Raw genomic sequence first — 15321 nt, 5'->3', positions numbered from 1 at the left:
TGCGACCAGCGACCCGGACCGGCGCGGTCGCCCAACCCCGAAAAAGGTCTGTAACAGAGGTAATCTGGCGAGGTGGACACCACCGCCGAACTCGCCGCCGAACTGTTCGGCACCGTCGGACGATTCCGCCGCCAGGTCCGCCGATCATCGGGTCCGGCACTGGGCACCGGGCTCCCCGAATCGCAGGCCGAGCTGCTGCGCCTCGTGGGAAGGAACCCCCGGATCTCGGTGCGCGAGGCGGCCGCCGAACTCGGACTGGCGCCCAACACCGCGTCCACGCTGGTCTCCCGGCTGTGCGCCGACGGCCTCTTGAACCGCACCGTCGACGCCGCCGATCGCCGCGTCGGCAGGCTCGCCCTCACCGAGCCCGCCCAGCACGTGGCCGACGAGACCCGCGCGACGCGACGGGCCACGCTCGCCGCCGCACTCGACCGGCTGCATCCCGACGAGCGGGCCCGGCTCACCGCCGGTCTGGCGGTGCTGGCCAAACTCACCACCCTGCTACGCGAGGAGCATCCATGATCGATCAGCCGCCTCCCGCGGTGCGCTGCCGGCACCTCATCCACCGCTACGGCACCCACCGCTACGGCCAGTTCACCGCCGTCGACGACGTCTCGTTCGAGGTCCGTCGCGGCGAGACGCTGGGCCTGCTCGGCCCCAACGGCGCGGGCAAGACCACCCTGGTCCGGGTGCTGACCACCCTCACCCCGGTCCAGCACGGCACGGTGGAGGTGTTCGGGCTGGATGCGCGCCGGGACACCCTCGACATCCGGCAGAACATCGGCTATGTCCCCCAACAACTCTCGATCGAGTCCGCGCTGACGGGCAGGCAGAACGTCGACCTGTTCGCCCGGCTGTACGACGTGCCCCGCGCACAGCGCCGCGCCAGGGTGGACGAGGCCCTGGCGGCGATGAACCTGCTGGAGGTCGCCGGCGACCTGGCGGGCACCTACTCCGGGGGCATGGTGCGGCGCCTCGAACTGGCGCAAGCCCTGGTCAACCGGCCGTCGTTGCTCGTGCTCGACGAACCGACGGTGGGTCTGGACCCGATCGCGCGCGACGGCGTGTGGTCGCAGGTCTCCCGCATGCAGGCCGAATACGGCATGACGGTGCTGCTCACCACCCACTACATGGAGGAGGCCGACGCGCTCTGCGACCGCGTGGCCCTGATGCACCACGGCGCGCTGCAGGCCGTCGACTCGCCCACCCGGCTCAAGGCCGCGCTGGCCACCTCGAACGACCTGGACACCCCGGACGTCACCCTCGAAGACGTGTTTCGCCACTACGCGGGATCGGACCTGTCCGACGACGGCACACGTCAGACCCTGCAACAGATCCGCTCGACCAGGAGGGCGGCACGCCGTGGTTGACGTGACGGTGGTGCGCGCGCCACGGGGCGTGCGCCGGGTTCCGGGGCTGCTGCGTCGCATGGGCGCCTTCGCGCTCGTCGAACTGCAGAAGCTCTCCCACGATCGCAGCGAGTTGCTCACGCGCATGGTGCAACCCGCACTGTGGCTGCTGATCTTCGGCCAGACGTTCTCGCGGCTGCACGTCATCGACACCGACGGCGTGCCGTACCTGGCGTTCCTCGCGCCGGGCATCATCGCGCAGTCCGCGTTGTTCATCTCGATCTTCTACGGCATCCAGATCGTCTGGGACCGCGACGCCGGCATCCTGGCCAAGCTCATGGTGACGCCGGCACCGGCGTCGGCGATGATCTGCGGCAAGGCGTTCGCTGCGGGCGTGCGGTCGGTGGCACAGGTGGTCGGTGTGCTGATCATCGCCTATCTCATGGGAATCCACCTCACCGCCAACCCGCTGCGCATCGTGGGCGCCATGGCGATCGTGATCCTCGGCTCGGCGTTCTTCGCCTGTCTGTCGATGACGCTCGCGGGGCTGGTGCGCAACCGCGACCGGCTGATGGGCATCGGCCAGGCGATCACCATGCCGCTGTTCTTCGCCTCCAACGCGCTCTATCCCGTGGACGTCATGCCTCAGTGGCTGCGGTGGCTGTCGTCGGTGAATCCGCTGAGCTACGAGGTTAATGCGTTGCGCTCGTTGCTCATCGGCACCGCGGGCAACCCAGCCCTCGACGTCGGGGTGCTGGTGTTCGCCGCGGCGCTGGGCGTGTTCACCGCGTCGACGCTGGTGCGCCGGCTGGTGCGCTGACCGGTGCGGCCGGTGCCGCACCGCCGGCGGCGATGGGCCTGCGCAGGTCGTAGACGATGTCCTTGCCGACGGTCTGGGCCTGGAAGGTGAAGGCGACCCAGCGCGAGATGTCTTCGTGGGTGCGCGAATTCCATCCCCGGCTGCTCCCCGACGCGGTCGTCACGTAGTAGGTGACGCGGTGGGCGGCGACGTCGTCCTGGAACTGTTGCAGCGTCGGTGTCGGATCGGTGCCGGAGAAGCCGCCGATGGCCATCACCGCGGTGTTCGTGGACAATTCCAGTGCCGCGGCATTCGACGACCGGTCGATGGCTGCCGACCACTCCGTGTGCGTCTGCTCCAGCAGGCCGTCGAGGTCGGGGTTGTCGAGCGTGCGCCCCCACACACCGCTGATCTGGCCGCCCCGGGCGGGACCCACGACGGGACCGCCGCCGGAATGTGCGGTGTCGACGGTCGCCACGGCGTACGCCCCACTGCCCGCCAGCGCGCCCAACACCGCGACCGTGAGCAGCCCGGCCGCCACCCGTTGGCGGCGCGCCGCCAACGTGCCCAGCATGGCCAGCGCGGCTGCCGTCGTCACGACCAGCAGCGTCCACCGCAGCGCGGGCAACCACGTCGCGTTGCGCCCCAGGAGCCACCAGCTCCACACGCCGGTGCCCAACAGCATCAGCGCCAAGGCGACGCGATACCAGGATGATTCACGACGCGCCCACGTCTGCTGCACGCCGATGCCGAACATGGCCGCCACCGCGGGCGCGATCGCCAGGCTGTAGTACGGGTGCACCATGCCGTGCATGTAGCTGAGCACCACCCCGTCGAGCAGCAGCCAACCGCCGAACAACACCGTGGCCGCCCGCACCGCATCGGTGCGCGGCGCCCGCCCCCGGCCGATCAGCACGGCAACCACCGCCACCAGGGCCGCGGGGATCAACCAGCCGATCTCGTAACCGAATTCGCCGGTGAACAGGCGGTTCCACCCGTGCACCTGGTTGCCGAATCCCCCGAATCCCCCGAACTCCCCGGGTTGGTTCCCGCCGGGGGCCACGATGTGGGTGGCGTTGCCCGCCATCACGCCGAGTTGGTTCTGCATGCCCGCATCGTGATTGCGGCCGAGCAGCCGCGCCATGCCGTTGTAACCCAGCACCAGGTTCATGAAGTTGTTGTCGGTCGAGCCCGCCAGGTACGGCCGCGACGACGCCGGCCACCACAGCGTCAGCAGCACGAACCACCCGGCCGCCACCACCGCGGCGACCGCGCCGCCCAGCAGGTGCGCCGACCGTGACCGCATCGTCCCCGGCGCGGCGAGCAGGTAGGCCGCCGCCAGCGCGGGGGCCAGCATCAGGCCCTCGAGCATCTTGGCCAGGAACGCGAATCCCAGTGCCACGCCGGCCAGCGCCATCCAGCGCGCACCCCGGCCCGCCAGCGCGCGCACCGTGCAGTAGGCGGCGGCGGTCATCAGCAGCACCATCACGGCGTCGGGGTTGTTGAACCGGAACATCAACGCGGCCACCGGGGTCAGCGCCAGCGCCGTCCCCGCGATCAGCCCCGCCGACGGTCCGGTCACCCGCGTCACCGCGGCGTACAGCAACCACACCGCGCCCACGGCCATCACCGCCTCCGGCACCAGCATGCTGGCGCTGCTGAAGCCGAACAGCTGACCGGACAGCCCCATCACCCACTGCGACAGGGGCGGCTTGTCCACGGTGATGAAGTTGTTGGGATCCAGCGACCCGAACAGCAGCGCCTTCCAGTCCTGCGATCCCGCCTGCGCCGCGGCGGCGTAGAACGCGTTGCCCATGCCGTTGATCGTGATCCGCCACAGGTACAGCGCCGCCGTGCCCACCAGCAGCGCGGCCAAGCCGAGGCGCTGCCACGGCACGTTGCGGTCCGGCGGCGCGCTGGGCGGTTCCACGAGAGCGGTCGTCATGCCGATGGTCACGTCTGCCAGTGACTCATCGCCACCGTGGACCGGCCTGTGAAGCCGCCGAGAGGCTGCTGGAGATCGCGTGTCCGTAACGCCGGAGCGACTGCCAGACGATGTCCAGGCAGGGGCGGCGCGCAAACGCGCGCGTCATCCATGCCTGTTAGGTTGTCTAGCCTGACCAACGATTGGGGAGAACGTGCGCAACGTGCTGAAACTCGTCACGGCGGTGGCGACCGTCGCGGTCGTCTCGGCGACCGCTGCGACTCTGACCCCGGACTCCCGCACCTACGCGTACGTCGAGACGGCCTCGATCAACACCTCGGGCAGCACCGTCGGGTTCGCCGACTCAGATCTGTGGGGCATGTCGCCCGACGACGTCAACCGCACCCTGGACCTGATGACCGCCACGGGCGTGCGCACCGTCCGCGTCATGCTGCCGTGGGCCGGCCTGGAACCCAACCCCGGGCAGTACGACTGGGGTAAGGCCGACCTGATCGTCGACGCCGCCAACGCCCGCGGCATGTCGGTCCTCGGCACCCTCGTGTCCTCGCCGGGGTGGGCCGTCAACCCCGGCAACCCGGCCATCTCCAGCCCCCCGGCCTCGGCCGCCACCTACGGCGAGTTCGCAGGCGCCGCCGCCGCGCACTTCCGCGGCCGCGTCGCTGCCTACGAGATCTGGAACGAGCCCAACTCGGTGACGTCGTGGACGTCCGGGCCGCAGGGCCCCGAACCCGCCGTGTACACCGCCATGCTGAAGGCCGCCTACCCCGCCATCAAGGGCGCCGACCGCTCCGCGCTGGTGATCGGCGGCGTCGTGGGCGCCGTCGTGCAGTTCTTCGCCCTGACCACCGACCCGGTGACCTTCGTCGAGCAGATGTACGGCGCGGGCGCGGCGGGCTCGTTCGACGCGCTGTCGTTCCACCCGTACCTCTACAACAACGAGTTCTCGAAGGGTCGCGGCACCGCCAACACCCCGCTGAGCCAGACCGAGGGCATCCACCGCGCCATGGCCGCCAACGGTGACGGCGGCAAGAAGATCTGGGCGACGGAGTACGGCGAGCCCACCTCTGCGGTCGACGAGGCCACGCAGGCGGCGTACCTCACCGACTTCCTCACCACGTGGCGCACCCTGCCGTTCGCGGGACCGGCCTACATCTACACGACCCGCGACCGCAACACCGGCAGCGGCAACCCCGACGACACGTTCGGCGTGTACCGCACCGACTGGACGCCCAAGCCGGCGCAGGCCGCTGTCGCCGCGCTGACCTAGTTTCCTCGCGGTTGGTCCGTGCCGACCAGCCGGGTGATGGCGGCCATCGGGATCGGCAGCCACGTCGGCCGAAAGCGCGCCTCGTAACCGGCCTCGTAGACCGCCTTGTCGAGTTCGTAGGCCGCGAGCACCCCCGCGGATCGCCGCGGGTCGGCTCCGGCCACGGACGCGTAACCCTCGCAGAGGGCCGCGGCGTTGTGCTCCACCCACGCCCTGGCCGCGGTCGCGGCATCCGAACCGACGTCCGGTCCCGCGGCCAGCAGACGCTGGTGGGCCGCGTAGTCGTAGGACCGCAGCATGCCCGCGACGTCCCGCAGCGGGGAGTCGGGCCGCAGCCGTTCGGCCACCGGCTGCCCCGGTTCCCCTTCGAAGTCGATCAGCAGCCACCGCTGCGGCGTCCGCAACACCTGCCCCAGGTGCAGATCGCCGTGCATGCGTTGCACGACGACGGTCTCGCCGGCCAGCGCGGCATAGCGGGCCTCGATCGCATCGGCATGGGTGGCCACCTCCGGCACGGCGTTCGCGATGGCGTGCAGCCGCTGGATCAGCGTGTCGGCGGGGAAGTCCTCGGTGGCGGTGCCGAGTTCGTCCGCAAGGGTGCGGTGCACGGAGGCGACGGCCTCGCCTAGCGCGAACGACTCGTCCACGAAGTCGTCGGCGGTGGACCCGCGCCCTTCGGCGGTCGCCAGGTCCCAGCCCTCGACGGAGTTCGCCGCGAACGCGGTCACCATCCCCAGCGCGTGCGGGGCACCGTCGACGTCGGCCTCCATGGACCCCAGCAGCCGCGCCACGTGCCGATTGCCCGCACGGCCCAACACGCGGTTCAACTCGATGTCGGGGTTGATGCCCGGGCTGACGCGACGGAAGACCTTGAGGATCGCGGAGTCGCCGAAGACGATGCTGGTGTTGCTCTGCTCGGCGCCCATCACGCGCACGTCGACGTCGACCGGCAGGTCCGCGCTGGGTTCGGCGACGAAGCGCAGCGGACCGACGACCGCCGACCGACGCACGAGTTCGAGCAGCTGCCTGCCTGCCGCCGGATCGAACAGAGCGTCGTGGGCGACCCGCGGGCCGTCACCGCCGATGGTGGCCCTGTGCGTGTTTCCATCCCTGGCGCCGACCTGGTCCTCGGCGCCCGCCGCGCCTGCCGCCTGCCATCCGACGATCACCTGGTAGCGGTCCGTCGAGCCGTCGGCGTAGTCGGCGTCGACGAGCATCCAGTCCAGTCCATCGGCCAGCGGCACGGTGGCAGCACGGCGCACTGCGGACAGTTCGCGGGTGCGACCGGCATACCAGCGCTGCCGGGTCAGCCACGATTCGAACGACTCCTCGAATGAATTCGGCATCGTGACTTCAAGCTACCCACCGAGGCGGCCCCGGAATCATCGCGCGCGGTTCAGTGCAGGAAGCGCGCGGCGTCGGCGCGCAGGTAGCGCATCGTATTGGCCTGCCGGTAGCCGATCACGCCGCCGCCGGCGACCAGCATCAGCAGGCCGGCGAGGCCAGGGACGGCGACGACGGCGACCTCGCCGACCCGCGCCGTGCGCAGCGCCTGCGGATATCCCTGCCGGAAGGCGGTGTTGCCCATCGCCGCCGTGGTGTTGGCCGGGGGCGCCTCGCTGGCCCGCACGGTCCCCGTCTGCACCACCGAGCCCCGCACCTCGGACGTCCGCACGCCCGCCGAACCCGTCGCGATCACCTGCGGTGCCGCACCTGCGGGCACGGCGCGCGTCACCGGGCGCGGCGGCCCGATCCGCGGCAGCGGCATGACCGCCATGGGCGCCTGCACCACGGGCGCGTTGGGCATGACGTCGCTGCCGCCGCCGCGGCTGGCGACGGGCGCGATGCCCCCGCCCCCGACGAGGCCACCGGATGCGTCGGCGACGGGCTGCTCCTCCATGGTCCGCAGCGCGGGCTCCGGCGGTGGGGGCGGCGACGGATCGTAGGGCGCGCGTGCGGTCGCGACCGCCTGGCCCATCACCGAGCTGAACGAGTCGTACGTGTCGCGCAGCGACGCGTAGGCGGCGAAGGGATCGGTGAGGTCGATCGAGTAGCGCGTCGCGGTGGTCCCGACGAACGTGGGCAGCGGCACCGTGAACGGTGCCACGAACGGCAAGTGGACCTCGGCGCTGCTGTCCCACGGGCGCTGCGGCGCGGGAGTGGGGTCCAGCGGACGCGGGACGGGGGCCGCCTGTCGGCCCCGCGCGGGTAGTGATGCGGCCTCCGCCGGTGCCGCGGGCGACACCGGCGCGGGTTCGCCGGAGTCGGATGGTGGGGGGCCGGTTTCGACGGGCGGCTGGGCACCGCGGACGGTGCGTTGCGCCTCGACCTTCATCACCGGACGGGATTGACCGGGTGTCCGGCCGTTGCCGAAGACCGCGCGGGGGCGTTCTGGCAATGGGTCCGACTGCGTCGAAGGGCTCTTCACGTCGGGTGTGGTGGCCGACGTGGTTTCCGAATCACCGCTGGGCGCGGGTTCGCTCGTCTGACCCCCCTCGGGCGAGGACGGGGACTCGTCGGGTTCCGCGACCGCGAGACCGGCGTTCGCGCACACGAGGACCAGTGTCGTTGCTACGACACCGGCGGCGTGCACGAGGCGCTGGAACGGGGTCGACAAGTCCCTCTCTCTTCACCAGTTGATTGCGCAATTGAATTGTTGGACAGAGCAATTCACGACGATTCGAGCAGAGTTGGATTGTTGCACACCCCATGCCGCATCCGGTGTCGAATCGACGGCCGTCCGATGCGGGTAAGGTGCCGTCGTGGCCCCACGACTACGCGACCATGGCGACCCCGGTGACGCCCCGTCGATGCCGCCGCCACTCACGCCCGTCGTCGACTCCCGACGGCCGTCGGCCGCCGAGGAGGCCCGGACCATCGCGGCGTCGACGAACACCGGCACGCTCGCCACCCTCACCGCCGACGGCGCCCCGTGGGCCTCGCTGGTGACCTACGGACTGCTCGGGGGCGCCCCGGTGCTGTGCGTGTCCAACCTCGCCGAACACGGCCGCAATCTCGCCGGCGATCAGCGCGCCAGCATCGCCGTCGTCGCCCCCGCCACCGAGACCGACCCGCTGGCCAACGCCAGGATCACGCTCGCCGGCGTCGTCACCGCACCGACGGGCGATGCCTACGACGCCGCACGCCAGGCGCATCTCGACGCCGTGCCCGCCGCGAAGTACTACGTCGACTACGCCGACTTCACCCTATGGGTGCTGCGCGTCGACCGGGCGCGGTGGGTCGGCGGCTACGGCCGCATGGACTCGGCCACCGGCGACGACTATGCCGCCGCCTCCCCCGATCCGGTCTCGCCTGCCGCCGCGGGCGCGATCGCGCACCTCAACGCCGACCATGCGGACTCGCTGGCCGACATGGCACGCACGCTCGGCGGCTACCCGGACACCACCGCCGCGCAGTGCACCGGGCTGGATCGCTACGGACTGGACCTGCGGGTGACGTGCGAACGCGGCATGGCCTACACCCGGGTGGGGTTCGCCAGCCCCGTCGACTCCCCTGCTCGATTGCGTTCGGCCGCAGCAGAACTCGCCCGCCGCGCGCGGTGATCCCGCACCGCAGCGGCCCGGGTTCGACCGGGGCCGATACGATCACCCCATGCCTGATGCGAGCGACCGTCCGGACAGCTGGCAAGCCGCGTTCGACCTGATCCGAACCCGTGGCCACGAGCGTCGCGAGGAGCCGTTCAAGCTCGCCAGTGGGCAACTCAGCCATGACTACATCGACGGCAAGTTCGCCATCGACACCGGGGAACGGCTCACCATCGTCAGCCGTGCCGTCGCCGATCTGGCGGCGCGCCACGGCATCGAGTTCGACGCCGTCGGCGGGCTCACGATGGGCGCCGACCCGCTGGCGCACGGCATCGCCATGGTGACCGGCAAGGCGTGGTTCTCGGTGCGCAAGGAGCAGAAGCAGCGTGGTCGCGAGCAGTGGATCGAGGGCACCCGGCTGGAGGCGGGCACGCGCGTGCTGCTGGTCGACGACGTCATCAGCACCGGCGGATCCACCGAGCTCGCCTACGACCGCATCGCGCCGCTGGGTGTGGTGGTCACCGGCGTGATCCCGATGGTCGATCGCGGCGACATCGCCGCGGCGCGCTTCGCCCGCAAGGGCGTACCGTTCGCCGCCCTCGTTAGCTACCGCGACCTCGGAATCGACCCGGTTCGGGACGTCTAGGCGCGACCGGCGGTCAGGGCACCACCAGGATCGGTGTCGGCTCCACGCCGAGGCTCACCGCCGAGCCCGGCTCGAAGGCGCGCGCGGCGGCGCTGGTCAGCTGCGCGTCCACCACCGTGCCGTCGGGCAGCGCCACGTACACCCGCGAGATCGGGCCCAGGAACGCCACCGACTTGACCGTCGCGGCGCCCTGGGGATCGGCGGTCACCGTCACCGCCTCCGGCCGCAGCAGCGCCGTGCCCGCACCGGAGGTGATCGAGCCCCGTAGCGTCGGCACCGAGGTGCCGAACAGCTGCGCGCTGCCGTCGGCGACCGTCGCGGCCACCTTGTTGTTCAGCCCCACGAACTCCGCGACGAACGGGGTGGCGGGGTTGGCGTACACCTGGGCGGGCGGCGCGAGTTGTTCCAGCCTGCCCTGGCTCATCACGCCCACGCGGTCGGCAACGGCGAGCGCCTCCTCCTGATCGTGCGTGACGAACAGCGTCGTGGTGCCGACGTCGAGCTGGACGCGCCGGATCTCGTCGCGCAACTGGGTGCGCACCTTGGCGTCCAGCGCCGACAGCGGCTCGTCGAGCAGCAGCACGCTGGGCTCGATGGCCAGCGCGCGTGCCAGGGCGACGCGCTGCTGTTGGCCGCCCGACATCTCCGAGGCGTACTTGTCCACGTGGGCGGAAAGCCCTACCAGCTCCAGCATCTCGCCGGCGCGGCGCGCCCGGTCGCCCTTGCCACGGCCGCGCACCTTGAGCCCGAACTCGACGTTCTGCCGCGCGGTCAGGTGCGGAAAGAGGCTGTAGGCCTGGAACACCATGCCCATGTCGCGCTTGTTCGCCGGAACCGAGGTGACGTCGCGTCCCCCCACCGACACCGTCCCCGACGTGGCCTCGTCCAGACCCGCGAGGATGCGCAGCGCCGTGGTCTTGCCGCACCCCGACGGCCCGAGCAGCGCGATGAACTCGCCCGGTTCGATGTGCAGGGTCAGCCCGTCGAGTGCGCGCACGGACCCGTAGACGCGGGTGAGGTCGCTCAGCTCGACGCCCACCCCCGGTCCGGTCGATCCAGCAGCAGCAGCGGCCGTCATGTCCTTCGCCTCCGTCGGGTCAGTAGGGAAAGCCCCAGGAGCAAGACGAATCCCAGGATCAACACCGCCAGCGAGGCCGCCACCGACGTCGGCCCGTCGCTCTTGCCGATCAACACGATCTGCACCTGCAGCGTCTCGAAACCGGACAGCGAGGCGATGGTGTACTCGCCGAGCACGACCGCCACCGAGATGAACGCCGCCGACAGCACGCCCGACCAGATGTTGGGCACCACGACCCGCAGGATGGTGGTGATCCAGCCGGCACCGAGGGAGCGGGCGGCCTCGGCGAGGGTCTGCAGGTCGATGGCCGACAGCGCCGCGTCGAGCGCCCGGTAGGCGAACGGCAGCACCACGACGACGTAGACGAACGTCAGCGTCAGCGGTGATTCGCCGAGGAAGTACGTCACCCACAGGTAGACGTTCTTCAGGCCGACGACGATGACGAGCGCCGGGATGGTCAACGGCAGCAGACAGAGGAACTCGACGATGCCCTTGGCCCACGGGGTGCGCAGCCGCACCCAGATCATGGTGGGCACCAGGATCACCAGCATCGCGACGACGGTCAACGCCGACAACAGCAGTGACGTGACGATGGCCTGATACAGCGCGTCGTCGGCGAACAGGTTCGCCCAGGCCGCCCCGGTGCGTCCACCGGACAGCAGGTTTCGGGTGGAGAAGTCGGCCATCGCGTAGAGCGGGAACAGGAAGAACAGGCCGAAGGCCACCCACAGGGCCGCTCGCGCAATACGTCTGGCGATCACCGCAGCCACCGTGCCGATCGACGCACCAGCAGGTTGTAGGCCACCATCACGACGGCCACCACGACGATCATCTCCAGCGCCAGCGCGTAGGCGAAGCCGGACTGGCCGAGCACCACCTCACTGGTCAACGCCGCCCGGATCAGCAGCGGCAGGATGGGGCTGCCCTGACTCACCAGCGCGGCAGCCGTGGCATAGGCGGCAAAGGCGTTGGCGAACAACAGCAGTGCCGAGCCCAGGAATGCCGGCGTGAGCAGCGGCACCGCCACCTCCCGCCAGTACTGCCACGTCGATGCACCCAGGCTGACGGCGGCCTCGCGCCACTGCTCCCGCAGTCCCTCCAGCGCGGGCAGGAAGACGATGACCATGAGGGGGATTTGGAAGTACGTGTACACCAACACCAGCCCCGGCAGCCCGTAGAGCCAGCCCGTACCCGCGAGGTTCCAGCCGAACGCGCTCTGCACCCACAGCGTCAGCACGCCGTTGAGGCCGATGGTGGCCAGGAAGGCGAAGGCCAGTGCGACACCGCCGAACTGGGCCAGCACGCTGCACAGCGAGATCACGGTGCGCCGCACCATCGACTCGGCGGGCCGCGTGACGACGAGCCACGCGAGCACGGCACCGAACAGCGCGCCGAGCAAGGCCGTGCTGCCGGACAGCACGACGGACTTCCACAGGGCGGCGAGCGCGGTCGCGGAGAACAGCGCCTCGATGCGCGCCAGGGAGAACCCGCCCTCGTCGACGAAGGCGCTGAACACGACGGTGACGGTGGGCACGATCAGGAAGATCGCGACGATCGCGAAGAACGGCAGCAGCGGCAGTGAATCCCGCAGTCGGCGAAGCAGAATCAGCCCACCGCCTTGGCCCAGTTGTCCTGCAGGTAGGTTCCCGCGGCCGCGGTCTGCGCGGGTGACGGCACCGTGACGGGCCCGTCGATCACCGGGATCTTGGCCACCACCGCGGGATTCATGGTGCCCGCTCGCAGCATGGCGTCGGCACGCACCGGCCGCACACCGCCGGCCGCGTACAGGTTCTGCCCCTCGTCGCCGTAGAGGAATTCCTGCCACAGTCGCGCCGCCGCGGGATGGGGCGCATCCGCGTTGATCGCTTGGTAGTAGTAACCGGCCACCGCAGCATTGTCCGGTACGAAGACCCGCCATGTCGGCAACTTCGCGTTCACCGCCGCGTTGAGATAGTTCCAGTCGATGACGACGGGCGTCTGGCCCGAGCCGATCGTCGCCGGGGTCGGGTCGACGGGCAGGAAGTTGCCGGCCTGCTTCAGCGCGGCGAAGAAGTCGACACCGGGCGCGATGTCGTCGGCGGAGCCGCCCTTGGCGAGCGCGGCCATCAGGACACCGGAGAAGGCCGCACCCGCCTGGGTCGGATCACCGTTGAGGGCCACCTTGCCGCGGAACTCGGGCTTGGCCAGATCGTCGACGCTGGTGATCGCGGGCACCTTGGCCGAGTCGTAGCCGATGGACATGTAGCCGCCGTAGTCGTTCACCCAGGTGCCGTCGGGGTCCTTGTAGGCGGCGGGGATGTCGTCGAACGTGGACACCCGGTAGGGCGCGAACATCGCGGTGTTGGCCAGCGCGACCGACTGCCCCAGGTCGAAGACGTCGGGGGCGGTGGACTTGCCCCGCTGCTGGGTGGCCGCGTTGATCTCGTCCTGGCTGGCGGCCGTGGGCTGCATCGAGTTGACCGTGATGCCGTACTTCTTGCCGAACGCCTCGATGATCGCGCCGTAGTTCGCCCAGTCCGGCGGCAGGGCGATGACGTTGAGCGCGCCCTCGGCCTTCGCGGCCGCGATCAGCCCGTCCATGCCGCCGAAGTCGGAGGCGGAGGTGGCCTTGCCCGCGGGGACGCCGGACTGGGTCTGGGCGCCGCCGGTGTCCTTCTGCGGCGGTGCGCATGCGGTGAACGGCAGGGCGAGGGCGACGACGACGCTCAGGCCGGCGACCAGACGCGTGGTGGGCCTGGCGGCACGGGTGACGAAGGGCATGCCGCACCTTAATCGAGGTCGGGAGTCGTGACGGTGGCCCGCGGGCGACCCCGCGGTGACCTCGCGACGGCGTCGAGGTGAACTCCCCGAGGCGTTCTACCAGCGACACCGACCCCAAATCGTCGTGGTTTGCACGTTTTCGCTGGTCGGCGAATACCATCGGGGGGTGGCAGACAGGCTCGCGGCGGGGGATGCCGACCGCCCCCAGCACGGCGGGGACATCATGGCCGACGACACGTCGGGTGATGCCGCGCCGGACGCGGTTGCCGCGCTGGACGATCCGACCCCGACGGACCCCCTGGCCGTCGTCCGTCCCGACGACTACCGACTCGAGGACGCCGACGATCCGGCGTCGGATCCCACCGGCGGGTACACCGGCGGCATCGCCTGGAGTGAGACCGATTGGGCCGACGGTGGCGATCCCGGTGTCCATCCCGGTGACCGCTTCGACGCCTTCGACGCCAACACCTGGAACTTCAAGTCGGCCCCCAAACCCTGGTACGACTCGACGCAGGCCAAGGTCGGCATCGCCGCGGTGGGGCTCGCCCTGGTGACGCTCGTGGTCTCGGTGGTCCTGTTGGCCTTCGGCACCGGCTCGTCGGGGGAATCCGATGCCCCGCCCGCGCCGACGTCGGATGCGCCCACCACCACGGCGCCCACCACCACGCCGTCGTCGGCCCTGCCGCCGCCCCCGCCACCTCCTCCACCGCCGCCGCCCCCGCCCAGCGAGGCCCCGTCGGCGCCGGTGTACCAGGGACCGCGGTATGACCCGCGGCCGTCGAAGAAGCCCGAGATCAACGTGACCCGTTCGCCCATGAGCGTGTCACCGCAGAAGCCGTCGAATCGCTGAGCGATGCCCGAATTCGATGCTGCGGCATGGTTTTCCGAGGCTCCGGTGGCGACGCTCGCCACGGTGGGCAGCGACGGGGCCCCGCACGTGGTGCCCGTGGTCTTCGCCGTCAGCCAGGGCGTGGTGTTCACCGCGGTCGACGCCAAGCGCAAGACGACACACCGGCTGCGGCGCCTCGCCAACATCGCCGCCAACCCGCGCGTCAGCCTGCTGGTGGACCACTACGACGAGGACTGGACGCAGCTGTGGTGGGTGCGCGCGGACGGCACCGCGCAGGTGCACGAGACCGGTGAACAGATGGCCAAGGGATACGGCCTGCTGCGCGCGAAGTACCCGCAGTACGACCGGATCGCGCTCGACGGCCCCGTGGTGACGATCACCGTGACGCGGTGGTCGGGATGGCGCGCCTGATCCTCGCGTAGCCGCGATGGCGCGCAGTGACCGCGATCACAGTGCGCGCCGAAGATGATACCCGTCGCATCCCGGCGAAAGTCGTTGCAGACCAACCGCCTGGTTGAGAAGGTGATTCGGCCGCACCCCGGGTTCGAAGGGAGCACAGGTGGGCTCCCCGATCGCTTCGCTGCAGTACCGGTTTCGGCATTGGCGGTACGACCCGCCGGTCAAGACGTCCGCCGTGGTGCTGATCGTGATCGCCGCGCTCGTCATCGGCCTGGTGTGGGCGCAATTCCGCGGCGACTTCGACCTGAAGACGCGGCTGACCCTGGTGGCCACCCGGTCAGGCCTGTCGATGGACCCCGGCTCCAAGGTGACCTACAACGGCGTCGAGATCGGCCGCGTCGCAGGGGTCTCCCCCGTTCGGCGCGGCGGCACGTCGGCCGCCACCATCGCACTCGACGTGCAACCGAGGTTCGTGCACCTGATCCCGCAGAACGTCGAGGCGCAGATCAAGGCGTCGACGGTGTTCGGCAACAAGTACGTCGCGCTGTCGACGCCGCGCGATCCGCAGGGCCGGATCGATCCGGCCCAGCCCATCGACGTGACGTCGGTGACCACCGAGTTCAACACGCTGTTCGAGACCGTGGTGTCGGTGGCCCAGAAGGTCGACCCGGTCAAGCTCAACG

16 protein-coding genes are annotated in these 15321 nt (G+C 70.6%); 9 read left to right on the top strand and 7 right to left on the bottom strand.

Going from position 1 to position 15321, the window contains the following annotated elements; translation table 11 throughout:
• Positions 1-72: 72 nt before the first annotated feature.
• The 3 genes from AC30CM_RS19015 to AC30CM_RS19005 are packed head-to-tail and all read left to right on the top strand — an operon-like array spanning position 73 to position 2169.
• On the top strand, positions 73-522 hold the full coding sequence (locus tag AC30CM_RS19015) for a MarR family winged helix-turn-helix transcriptional regulator (protein ID WP_490118459.1): 450 nt from the start codon (positions 73-75) through the stop codon (positions 520-522).
• A complete protein-coding gene (locus AC30CM_RS19010; RefSeq protein WP_490118458.1) occupies positions 519-1370 on the top strand; it encodes an ATP-binding cassette domain-containing protein in 852 nt (283 codons plus the stop codon). Before AC30CM_RS19015 ends, AC30CM_RS19010 begins: the two co-directional genes overlap by 4 nt.
• Before the next feature lie 58 nt (positions 1371-1428).
• Positions 1429-2169: an ABC transporter permease gene (locus tag AC30CM_RS19005; RefSeq protein WP_490118500.1), complete on the top strand. Its 741-nt coding sequence runs from the start codon at positions 1429-1431 to the stop codon at positions 2167-2169.
• Here the strand turns inward: AC30CM_RS19005 and AC30CM_RS19000 are convergent.
• On the bottom strand, positions 2132-4093 hold the full coding sequence (locus AC30CM_RS19000) for an ArnT family glycosyltransferase (RefSeq protein WP_490118457.1): 1962 nt from the start codon (positions 4091-4093) through the stop codon (positions 2132-2134). The genes AC30CM_RS19005 and AC30CM_RS19000 overlap by 38 nt on opposite strands.
• A 193-nt stretch (positions 4094-4286) precedes the next feature.
• Here AC30CM_RS19000 and AC30CM_RS18995 point away from each other — a divergent pair, with 193 nt between their 5' ends.
• Entirely contained in the window at positions 4287-5360 is a 1074-nt protein-coding gene (locus AC30CM_RS18995; protein ID WP_490118456.1) for a cellulase family glycosylhydrolase, read from the top strand.
• Here the strand turns inward: AC30CM_RS18995 and AC30CM_RS18990 are convergent.
• Both AC30CM_RS18990 and AC30CM_RS18985 read right to left on the bottom strand, forming a co-directional pair.
• On the bottom strand, positions 5357-6706 hold the full coding sequence (locus tag AC30CM_RS18990; RefSeq protein ID WP_490118455.1) for a maltokinase N-terminal cap-like domain-containing protein: 1350 nt from the start codon (positions 6704-6706) through the stop codon (positions 5357-5359). The genes AC30CM_RS18995 and AC30CM_RS18990 overlap by 4 nt on opposite strands.
• A 50-nt stretch (positions 6707-6756) precedes the next feature.
• A complete protein-coding gene (locus AC30CM_RS18985; RefSeq protein WP_490118454.1) occupies positions 6757-7695 on the bottom strand; it encodes a hypothetical protein in 939 nt (312 codons plus the stop codon).
• Between the two features lie 475 nt (positions 7696-8170).
• Here AC30CM_RS18985 and AC30CM_RS18980 point away from each other — a divergent pair, with 475 nt between their 5' ends.
• On the top strand, positions 8171-8923 hold the full coding sequence (locus AC30CM_RS18980) for a HugZ family pyridoxamine 5'-phosphate oxidase (protein WP_490118499.1): 753 nt from the start codon (positions 8171-8173) through the stop codon (positions 8921-8923).
• Positions 8924-8972: 49 nt separating this feature from the next.
• Positions 8973-9551 carry an orotate phosphoribosyltransferase gene (locus tag AC30CM_RS18975; protein WP_490118453.1) on the top strand — a complete coding sequence of 193 codons (579 nt, stop codon included), beginning with the start codon at positions 8973-8975 and terminating at the stop codon, positions 9549-9551.
• Positions 9552-9564: 13 nt separating this feature from the next.
• Here the strand turns inward: AC30CM_RS18975 and AC30CM_RS18970 are convergent, their stop codons facing one another.
• The 4 genes from AC30CM_RS18970 to AC30CM_RS18955 form a co-directional block, all read right to left on the bottom strand.
• Positions 9565-10629 carry an ABC transporter ATP-binding protein gene (locus AC30CM_RS18970; RefSeq protein ID WP_490118452.1) on the bottom strand — a complete coding sequence of 355 codons (1065 nt, stop codon included), beginning with the start codon at positions 10627-10629 and terminating at the stop codon, positions 9565-9567.
• Positions 10626-11315 (bottom strand): ABC transporter permease, encoded by a 690-nt coding sequence (locus AC30CM_RS18965; RefSeq protein WP_490118498.1) that lies wholly within the window; start codon positions 11313-11315, stop codon positions 10626-10628. The genes AC30CM_RS18970 and AC30CM_RS18965 overlap by 4 nt, the downstream gene beginning before the upstream one ends.
• A 71-nt stretch (positions 11316-11386) precedes the next feature.
• The gene (locus AC30CM_RS18960) at positions 11387-12238 is read right to left on the bottom strand and encodes an ABC transporter permease (protein WP_490118497.1); all 852 of its coding nucleotides are present in this window, start codon (positions 12236-12238) and stop codon (positions 11387-11389) included.
• Positions 12235-13389, bottom strand: coding sequence for an ABC transporter substrate-binding protein (locus tag AC30CM_RS18955; RefSeq protein ID WP_490118451.1), 1155 nt, complete (start codon positions 13387-13389; stop codon positions 12235-12237). Before AC30CM_RS18955 ends, AC30CM_RS18960 begins: the two co-directional genes overlap by 4 nt.
• Positions 13390-13555: 166 nt before the next feature.
• Here AC30CM_RS18955 and AC30CM_RS18950 point away from each other — a divergent pair, with 166 nt between their 5' ends.
• The 3 genes from AC30CM_RS18950 to AC30CM_RS18940 form a co-directional block, all read left to right on the top strand.
• On the top strand, positions 13556-14239 hold the full coding sequence (locus AC30CM_RS18950) for a hypothetical protein (protein ID WP_490118450.1): 684 nt from the start codon (positions 13556-13558) through the stop codon (positions 14237-14239).
• 3 nt (positions 14240-14242) lie between these two features.
• Positions 14243-14650 carry a TIGR03668 family PPOX class F420-dependent oxidoreductase gene (locus AC30CM_RS18945; RefSeq protein WP_490118449.1) on the top strand — a complete coding sequence of 136 codons (408 nt, stop codon included), beginning with the start codon at positions 14243-14245 and terminating at the stop codon, positions 14648-14650.
• A gap of 148 nt (positions 14651-14798) precedes the next feature.
• Positions 14799-15321: MlaD family protein (locus AC30CM_RS18940; RefSeq protein ID WP_490118448.1), on the top strand; the 523-nt coding region annotated here is incomplete at its 3' end.

It is taken from the genome of Mycobacterium sp. DHQP2018-32-09 (assembly GCF_058148405.1).
The sequence above is the reverse complement of the archived record's forward strand: the minus strand, read 5'-3'. Positions and strand labels throughout refer to the sequence as shown.

Bases quoted from the DNA above. Each gene is read 5' to 3' on its own strand.
- AC30CM_RS18990 (WP_490118455.1), bottom strand. From the start codon at position 6,706: ATGCCGAATTCATTCGAGGAGTCGTTCGAATCGTGGCTGACCCGGCAG.
- AC30CM_RS18965 (WP_490118498.1), bottom strand. From the start codon at position 11,315: ATGGCCGACTTCTCCACCCGAAACCTGCTGTCCGGTGGACGCACCGGG.
- AC30CM_RS18980 (WP_490118499.1), top strand. From the start codon at position 8,171: ATGCCGCCGCCACTCACGCCCGTCGTCGACTCCCGACGGCCGTCGGCC.
- AC30CM_RS19005 (WP_490118500.1), top strand. From the start codon at position 1,429: ATGGGCGCCTTCGCGCTCGTCGAACTGCAGAAGCTCTCCCACGATCGC.
- AC30CM_RS18985 (WP_490118454.1), bottom strand. From the start codon at position 7,695: ATGAAGGTCGAGGCGCAACGCACCGTCCGCGGTGCCCAGCCGCCCGTC.
- AC30CM_RS19010 (WP_490118458.1), top strand. From the start codon at position 519: ATGATCGATCAGCCGCCTCCCGCGGTGCGCTGCCGGCACCTCATCCAC.
- AC30CM_RS18970 (WP_490118452.1), bottom strand. From the start codon at position 10,629: ATGACGGCCGCTGCTGCTGCTGGATCGACCGGACCGGGGGTGGGCGTC.
- AC30CM_RS18945 (WP_490118449.1), top strand. From the start codon at position 14,243: ATGCCCGAATTCGATGCTGCGGCATGGTTTTCCGAGGCTCCGGTGGCG.
- AC30CM_RS18975 (WP_490118453.1), top strand. From the start codon at position 8,973: ATGCCTGATGCGAGCGACCGTCCGGACAGCTGGCAAGCCGCGTTCGAC.
- AC30CM_RS18955 (WP_490118451.1), bottom strand. From the start codon at position 13,389: ATGCCCTTCGTCACCCGTGCCGCCAGGCCCACCACGCGTCTGGTCGCC.
- AC30CM_RS19000 (WP_490118457.1), bottom strand. From the start codon at position 4,093: ATGACGACCGCTCTCGTGGAACCGCCCAGCGCGCCGCCGGACCGCAAC.